Annotated in this window: 1 protein-coding gene; it reads right to left on the bottom strand. The window is 69.8% G+C overall.

Annotation, left to right across the window (positions count from 1 at the left end):
* Window positions 1–137: 137 nt before the first annotated feature.
* The gene (gene cynS / locus ACFXPK_RS09485) at window positions 138–581 is read right to left on the bottom strand and encodes a cyanase (protein WP_384997362.1); all 444 of its coding nucleotides are present in this window, start codon (window positions 579–581) and stop codon (window positions 138–140) included.
* Between the last annotated feature and the right edge of the window lie 205 nt (window positions 582–786).

The following is a 786-nucleotide window of genomic DNA, read 5'->3' as shown; positions in this document are numbered from 1 at the left end:
AAAATATTATTAAGATGTGTTTGTTGTTAATTAAAAAACCCGCCGCGGCGGGGGGGGGGGGTCTCTGTGCGGGGCCGCGGCGGCGGCGGGCGCCCGCCGGCGGCCCCCGGCCCCTCCTTCTCTTCACCGGGTGCCGCTCACCACTGGTACGGGAGGTACTTCCCGTCGAGTGTCACGACCACCCGGTCGCCCGCCGGGTCGGGCACGCGCTTCACGTCCAGCCGGAAGTTGATGGCGCTCATGATGCCGTCGCCGCACTCCTCGTGGATCAGCTCCTTGATGGTCGGCCCGTAGACCTGGATGACCTCGTAGAGCCGGTAGACGGTCGGATCGACCGGTACGGCCGCGTCGAGCGCGCCGCGGGTGGGCTGGAGCCTGAACGCCCGTACGACGTCCTCGCCGAGATCCAGGAGCGACGCGGCGGCCTCCGCCTGCTCCGTGCTCATCGGATGCTGGCCGAGCAGCGCGGCGGTGGTCCAGGCCACCGGCCTGCCGACCGCTTCGGCGAGCTGCGCCCAGGTCAGGCCGAGTTCGGCCTTGGCGCCACGGACTGCTTCGGCTGCTTGCTGTTTGGTGAGCATGGGGAGAAACGTAGGAGTGCGTACGTTCCCACGCAATGGTGCCCCGGGGGCCGTTGGGGCGGACCCGGGGCGGGGGCCGACAGGGCGATGGCCCGGCCGTCAGGTCACCGAAGTGCCGTACGGCCCGGCCACCGCCCGAGTGCACTGGACAAACGACCGCCCCTGGCGGTGGGGCCGGGGCACACGCTCATCGCGTTAAACGGTC

The sequence above is a fragment of the Streptomyces sp. NPDC059142 genome, from assembly GCF_042755665.1.
Classification (GTDB): Bacteria; Actinomycetota; Actinomycetes; order Streptomycetales; family Streptomycetaceae; genus Streptomyces.
The sequence above is the reverse complement of the archived record's forward strand: the minus strand, read 5'-3'. Positions and strand labels throughout refer to the sequence as shown.